This is a genomic window from Novosphingobium sp. B-7 (assembly GCF_000410615.1).
GTDB classification, from domain to species: Bacteria; Pseudomonadota; Alphaproteobacteria; order Sphingomonadales; family Sphingomonadaceae; genus Novosphingobium; species Novosphingobium capsulatum.
Window position 1 is genome coordinate 1,793 of the sequence record NZ_KE148370.1, and the last position, 6,015, is coordinate 7,807.

Genomic DNA, 6,015 nt, shown 5'->3' on the forward strand with positions numbered 1-6,015 from the left:
AGCCGATCGCCAACCGCCTGGCCAAGGCCGATGCCGCCAAGGGCGAGGCGATCTTTGCCAAGTGCAAGGCCTGCCACACCATCGACCAGGGCGCGGCCAACGGCATCGGTCCCAACCTGTGGGGCGTGGTGGGCGATGCCCGTGCCGAAGGGCGCGGCGGCTATGCCTTCTCCGATTCGCTCAAGTCCAAGACCGGCAAGTGGGATTTCGCCTCGCTCGACGAATGGCTGACCAATCCCAAGAAGTTTGCCGACGGCACCAAGATGTCGTTCGCCGGCCTGTCCGATCCGATGGATCGCGCCAACGTGATTCTCTATCTCAACTCCAAGGGCTCCAACCTGCCCCTGCCCGCGCCCGAAGCGGTGCCGGCAGCCGGCGCGGCCCCGGCGGGCGCAGCAGCCCCGGCGGCGATGGTTGGCGATGCGGCCAAGGGCGAGAAGGTCTTTGCCAAGTGCATGGCCTGCCACACCATCGAGCAGGGCGGCGCCAATGGCATTGGCCCCAACCTTTATGGCGTGGCCGGTGATGCCATTGCCGAGGGCCGCGGCGGCTATGCCTTCTCCGACGCGCTCAAGGCGCACAAGGGCGTGTGGGACCAGGCCACGCTTGACCAGTGGCTGAGCGGCCCGGCCAAGTTCGCGCAGGGCACCAAGATGACCTTTGCCGGCCTCACCAGCGCGCAGGACCGCGCCGACGTGATCGCCTATCTCAACAGCAAGGGTGGCAAGCTGAGCCTGGGCGCCGCCGCACCGGCGGCCGCGCCGGCCAAGTAAGCCACCTCGCCCATTTGAGGAATCAGAAACCCCGCCTGCCCTGTCAGGCGGGGTTTCTTCTTTGGCGCTGATGGCTAAGGCTCGCGCCATGTCTTCGCTTGCGTCTCTGGCCAGCCGCCTTTCGCTGCCCACCACCGCCACGGCCCCGTTCTGCCCATCCGAGGTGCGCGGCACCGTCGCCGTCGCCCCACAAGGCCCGTGGTGGCGCGTGCTGTGGCAGGCGGCGGGGCCCGGCCTGCTGGTGGCCGTGGGCTATATGGACCCGGGCAACTGGGCCACCGATATCGCCGCCGGGTCGCAGTTTGGCCATGGCCTGCTGTTCGTGGTGCTGGCCTGCGGGCTGGCGGCAATCGTGCTGCAATCGCTGGCGATGCGGGTGGGCCTGGCAAGCGGCCAGGATCTGGCCCAGCTGGCCCGCCGCCACTATTCCCCCGCCGCCTGTCGCGCGTTGTGGCTGCTGGCCGAACTGGCGATCATTGCCACCGACATTGCCGAAGTGCTGGGCGCGGCGCTGGCGTTGCACCTGCTGTTCCGGGTGCCGCTATGGGTGGGCGTGCTGCTGACCGGGCTGGATACGCTGATCGTGCTTGGCCTCAAGGGCCATGGCTTTCGCCAGCTTGAGGCGATCGTGCTGGGGCTGATCGCCACGATCACGCTGTGCTTTGGCGTGCAACTGGCGATCGTGGGGGTGGATGGTGCCGCGCTGGCCGCCGGCGCCGTGCCCGATCTGGCGCGCCTCGCTCAGCCCGGCGCGCTGGTTCTGGCGATCGGTATTCTGGGGGCGACAGTCATGCCCCACAATCTCTACCTGCATTCCAGCGTGGTGCAGACGCGGCTGGGCGATCGGTCAGAGCAAGGCACGCGCCGCGCCCTGCGCCTGGCCGGCGCCGATACGGTGGTTTCGCTGCTGCTGGCGACACTCGTCAACGTCGCGATCCTGGTGCTGGCGGCAGAGGCCTTCCACGGCCATGGCCACCGCGATGTCGGCTCGATCGAGGATGCCTGGCGGCTGCTGGCGCCGATCACCGGGGCCGGCCTGGCGCCGCTGCTGTTCGGCGTGGCGCTGCTTGCCGCTGGGCAAAGCGCCACGTTCACCGGCACGGTCGCGGGTCAGGTGGTGCTGGAGGGTTTCCTCGACCTCAAGATTCCCTGCTGGCAGCGCCGCATCCTTACCCGCGCGCTGGCGATCGTGCCGGCGCTGGCCGGGGTGCTGTGGCTGGGCCAGGGCGCGGTGGGGAAATTGCTCGTGGCTACGCAGGTCGTGCTGTCGCTGCAATTGCCGTTTGCGATCTGGCCGCTGCTGCGCTTTGCCGGCAACCGCCAGGTGATGGGCCGCTTCGCCGCGTCGCGGCTTATGCTCGCGATCGGCTGGCTGCTGTTCGTGCTGATTCTGCTGGCCAATCTGGCGCTGGTTGCCGGGCTGTGAAGGGGGCGCGTTGCCCCCTTCACCCCTGCCTTACGCGGCCGAGGCGTTAACGCCCATGCTGGTGAGGTAGCGCTTGATGTTGCGCGCGGCCTGGCGCAGCCGCTGCTCGTTTTCGACCATGGCGATGCGGACAAAGCCCTCGCCATCCTCGCCATAGCCCACGCCCGGTGCCACGGCGACTTCGGCCTGGGTCAGCAGCTGCTTGGAAAACTCCAGGCTGCCCATGTGCTTCAACGCCGGCGGCAGCGGCGCCCACGCAAACATCGAGGCCTTCGGGCTGGGAATCTCCCACCCGGCGCGGCCGAACGCTTCCACCATCACGTCGCGGCGCTTCTGGTAGAGCTTGCGGTTCTGCTCGACGATATCCTGCGGGCCGTTGAGCGCGGCGCAGGCCGCCGCCTGGATCGGCGTGAACGCGCCGTAATCGAGATAGGATTTCACGCGGGTCAGCGCGGCGATCAGGCGCTTGTTGCCCACGGCAAAGCCCACGCGCCAGCCGGCCATGGAAAAGGTCTTGGACATCGAGGTGAATTCCACCGCCACGTCCTTGGCACCCGGCACTTCCAGGATCGAGCGGGTCGGCTGGCCATCGAAATAGAGTTCGGAATAAGCGAGGTCCGACAGGATCCAGACCTTGTTCTCCTTGGCCCAGGCCACCAGGCGTTCGTAGAATGCCAGGTCGACCGTCTCGGCCGTGGGGTTGGACGGATAGTTGACGATCAGGATCGACGGGCGCGGCACGGTGAAGGCCATCGCGCGATCGAGCGATTCCCAATAGCGTTCGTCGGGCGTGGTCGGCACCGACCGGATCGTGGCACCAGCGATGATGAAACCGAAGGTGTGGATCGGGTAGGACGGATTGGGCGCCAGCACCACGTCACCAGGCGCGGTGATCGCGGTGGCCAGGCTCGCCAAGCCTTCCTTCGATCCCATCGTCATGACGACTTCGGTTTCCGGGTCCAGATCCACGTTGAAACGGGTGCCGTAATAGTTCGCCTGCGCCTTGCGGATGCCGGGGATGCCCTTGGACGCGGAATAGCCATGGGCCGAAGGCTTTTGCGCCACTTCGCACAGCTTTTCGATCACATGCGCGGGCGGCGGCAGATCGGGGTTGCCCATGCCCAGGTCGATGATGTCCCGTCCGCTGGCGCGGGCTGCGGCCCGCATCGCGTTGACTTCGGCGATGACATAGGGCGGCAGGCGCTTGATGCGGTAGAACTCTTCTTCCACGGGCATGACTCGTAATGCTTGCCGGCAGGATTGCCGGGACCGCCCCCTTACGCCAATCGATCCGCTTCGCCAATCATGGGCTGCACCGCGCGCCTTGTTGCAGCGCCGCTCTCGCGCTTTGCGATGCGAAGCGGCTTGCCGCCCGTGCCGCCCGCGCGCAAAAGGGCGAACGTCCATGGTCCGGGTATGCCACGGTGACCGGCGCCAGGTGACAGGGACCGAAAGTCACGAGGGAAAGTTCGTCCATGCGCGAAACGGGTAATGCCAATACGCCGGTTGCCACCGACAACGCGGTATTCGAAGACCTTTTCCGCCTTCAGGCCGAGGCGATGCAGGCCCTGGCCGCGCCGTTCCTGCCCACTGCCCATGCCAAGGCCCCCGATCCGGGCGATTTCCAGCACTGGGCGATGTCGGGCGCCAAGCTGCAGAAGATGTGGCTGGATTTCATGGCCGAACAGACCGCCGTGGCAGAGCCGGCCTGGCTACGCATGGTCGATGGCGGCCGCTGGAAGCAGATGTTCGATGAATGGGCCGGGACGATGCCGATCACCCAGGCCGAAACGCAGGCGCGGCTGTGGGACGAAAGCCTGCAATTGTGGAACCGGGTGATCGAACTCTATGCCCCGCAAGGGGCGGTGCCGGCAAAGGCGCCGGCCGACGTGGCGCCCGATGCCCTGCCGCGCCGCGATCGCCGCTTTGCCGATCCGCGCTGGCGCGAACAGCCGTGGTTCGCCCTGCTCCACCAGACCTATCTGCTGCTGGCCGAACGGCTGGAAGACATGGCGCAGGAGATTTCCGGCCTGGAGCCCGAGCGCCATGGCCAAGTGCGCTTCATGACGCGGCTGATCACCGAGGCGCTGTCGCCAGCCAATTTCCCGATGACCAACCCGCTGGTGATCGAACGCACCCTGGCCACGCGGGGCGAAAACCTGGTCAAGGGGGTCGAGCATCTGCTGGCCGACCTGCGCCGCGGACAATTGAGCCACACCGATGGCGAGGCGTTCGAGGTGGGCCGCAACATCGCCACCACCGCGGGCAAGGTGGTGCACGAAACGCCGCTGTTCCAGCTTATCCACTACACCCCCACCACCGACCAGGTCGCGGCCGTGCCGCTGCTGATCTTTCCGCCGTGGATCAACCGGTTCTACATCCTCGATCTCAACCCCAAGAAAAGCTTCGTGTCGTGGGCGCTGGACCAGGGGCTGAGCGTGTTCATGGTCTCGTGGAAATCGGCTGACGCCAGCATGGCCGATGTGACCATGGACGATTACGTGCGCGCCCAGATCGAAGCGATCGACGTGGTGCGCCAGAAGCTGGCGGTTCCCACGGTGCACACCATCGGCTATTGCGTGGCCGGCACCACGCTGGCTGCCACGTTGGCCGTGCTGGCCCGGCGCGGCGAGGCCGACAAGGTCGCCTCGGCCACGTTCTTTACCGCGCAGGTCGATTTCAGCGAGGCGGGAGAGCTGTGCCACTTCGTGGACGACGCGCAGTTGCGCTGGCTCGAAAGCCTGGAGACCGATGGCTATCTCGACGGGCGCTATCTCGCCGCCACGTTCAACCTGCTGCGCGGGCCAGACCTGATCTGGAACTATGTGATCAACAACTACCTGCTGGGCGAGGATTATCCGGCGTTCGACCTGCTCTACTGGAACGGTGACACCACCAACCTGCCCGCGCGCTGGCACCGCGCCTATCTGAGCGAGCTATATCGCGACAACCAGCTGGTAGTGCCCGACGCGCTGAGCGCCGATGGCACCCCGATCGACCTGCACCGCATCACCACGCCCTGCTATATCCAGGCCGGGCGGGAAGACCACATCGCGCCGGCGAACAGCGTGTGGAAGCTGACCCGGCACCTGGCCGGGCCGTGGAAATTCGTGCTGGCCGGATCGGGGCATATCGCCGGCGTGGTCAACCCGCCGGCCGCTGGCAAGTACCAGTACTGGACCAACCCGGGCGAACCCGCCAGCCTCGAGGCGTTCGTAGCTGGCGCCCAGGAAACCAAGGGCAGCTGGTGGCCGGATTGGCGCGCCTGGCTGGCCGATCTGGACGGTGACACGGTGCCGGCCAAGGGCGCCCGCGTGCCCGGCCGCAACGCAATAGAAGACGCGCCCGGGCGATATGTGCGCATGCGATGACGGCGCCGCAACAAGCCGGGCGACACGTTTAGGCAACGTTGCGCAATTACCTCCAAGATGGATATTGTGCACTGCACAAAAACCTTGACTTCCGCCAGCGCATTCCTATTTTTTGCAATGCAGCAGAGGTAAGGCCGTTCCCGGCTTGAGTCGTCGCCGTGGTGCGACCCTCGGGCCAATCCGGTCCCTGCCTCGCCGCATTGCAGGAGCCGTAACGCCATGGCCGATCAAACCAAGGACGAAGGGACGCTTCCCGACGTGACGCCCAGCCCCGCCCCCCAGGCGGATGGCGCAGCGCCCGTCGTGGCTGCCGATCCCGCCCCCGCGGTCGAACCGACCGTCGCAGCGGCACACGCGACGGAGCAGGCAGAACCGACAACCGCCGCCCGTCGTGCACGCAAGCTCGTGACCCCTGCAGTGGCATCGGCAGAGCCGGCGCCCGCCA

General features: G+C 66.8%; 4 protein-coding genes and 1 pseudogene. 4 read left to right on the forward strand and 1 reads right to left on the reverse strand.

All coding sequences use genetic code 11. The annotated features are described in order from the left end of the window. On the forward strand, nucleotides 1-773 hold a 773-nt coding region (locus H926_RS35590; RefSeq protein ID WP_371256267.1), incomplete at its 5' end, for a cytochrome c family protein. Nucleotides 774-861: 88 nt separating this feature from the next. After that, the gene (locus tag H926_RS0114990; RefSeq protein WP_022677040.1) at nucleotides 862-2,199 is read left to right on the forward strand and encodes an Nramp family divalent metal transporter; all 1,338 of its coding nucleotides are present in this window, start codon (nucleotides 862-864) and stop codon (nucleotides 2,197-2,199) included. Nucleotides 2,200-2,229: 30 nt separating this feature from the next. Here the strand turns inward: H926_RS0114990 and H926_RS0114995 are convergent, their stop codons facing one another. Then, the gene (locus H926_RS0114995; RefSeq protein WP_028658057.1) at nucleotides 2,230-3,429 is read right to left on the reverse strand and encodes an LL-diaminopimelate aminotransferase; all 1,200 of its coding nucleotides are present in this window, start codon (nucleotides 3,427-3,429) and stop codon (nucleotides 2,230-2,232) included. 329 nt (nucleotides 3,430-3,758) lie between these two features. Between H926_RS0114995 and H926_RS0115000 the strand changes: the two genes are divergently transcribed. Beyond that, nucleotides 3,759-5,570: a PHA/PHB synthase family protein gene (locus H926_RS0115000; RefSeq protein WP_371256268.1), complete on the forward strand. Its 1,812-nt coding sequence runs from the start codon at nucleotides 3,759-3,761 to the stop codon at nucleotides 5,568-5,570. Between the two features lie 219 nt (nucleotides 5,571-5,789). Next, nucleotides 5,790-6,015: pseudogene (locus H926_RS34825) on the forward strand (hypothetical protein); the annotation flags it as partial.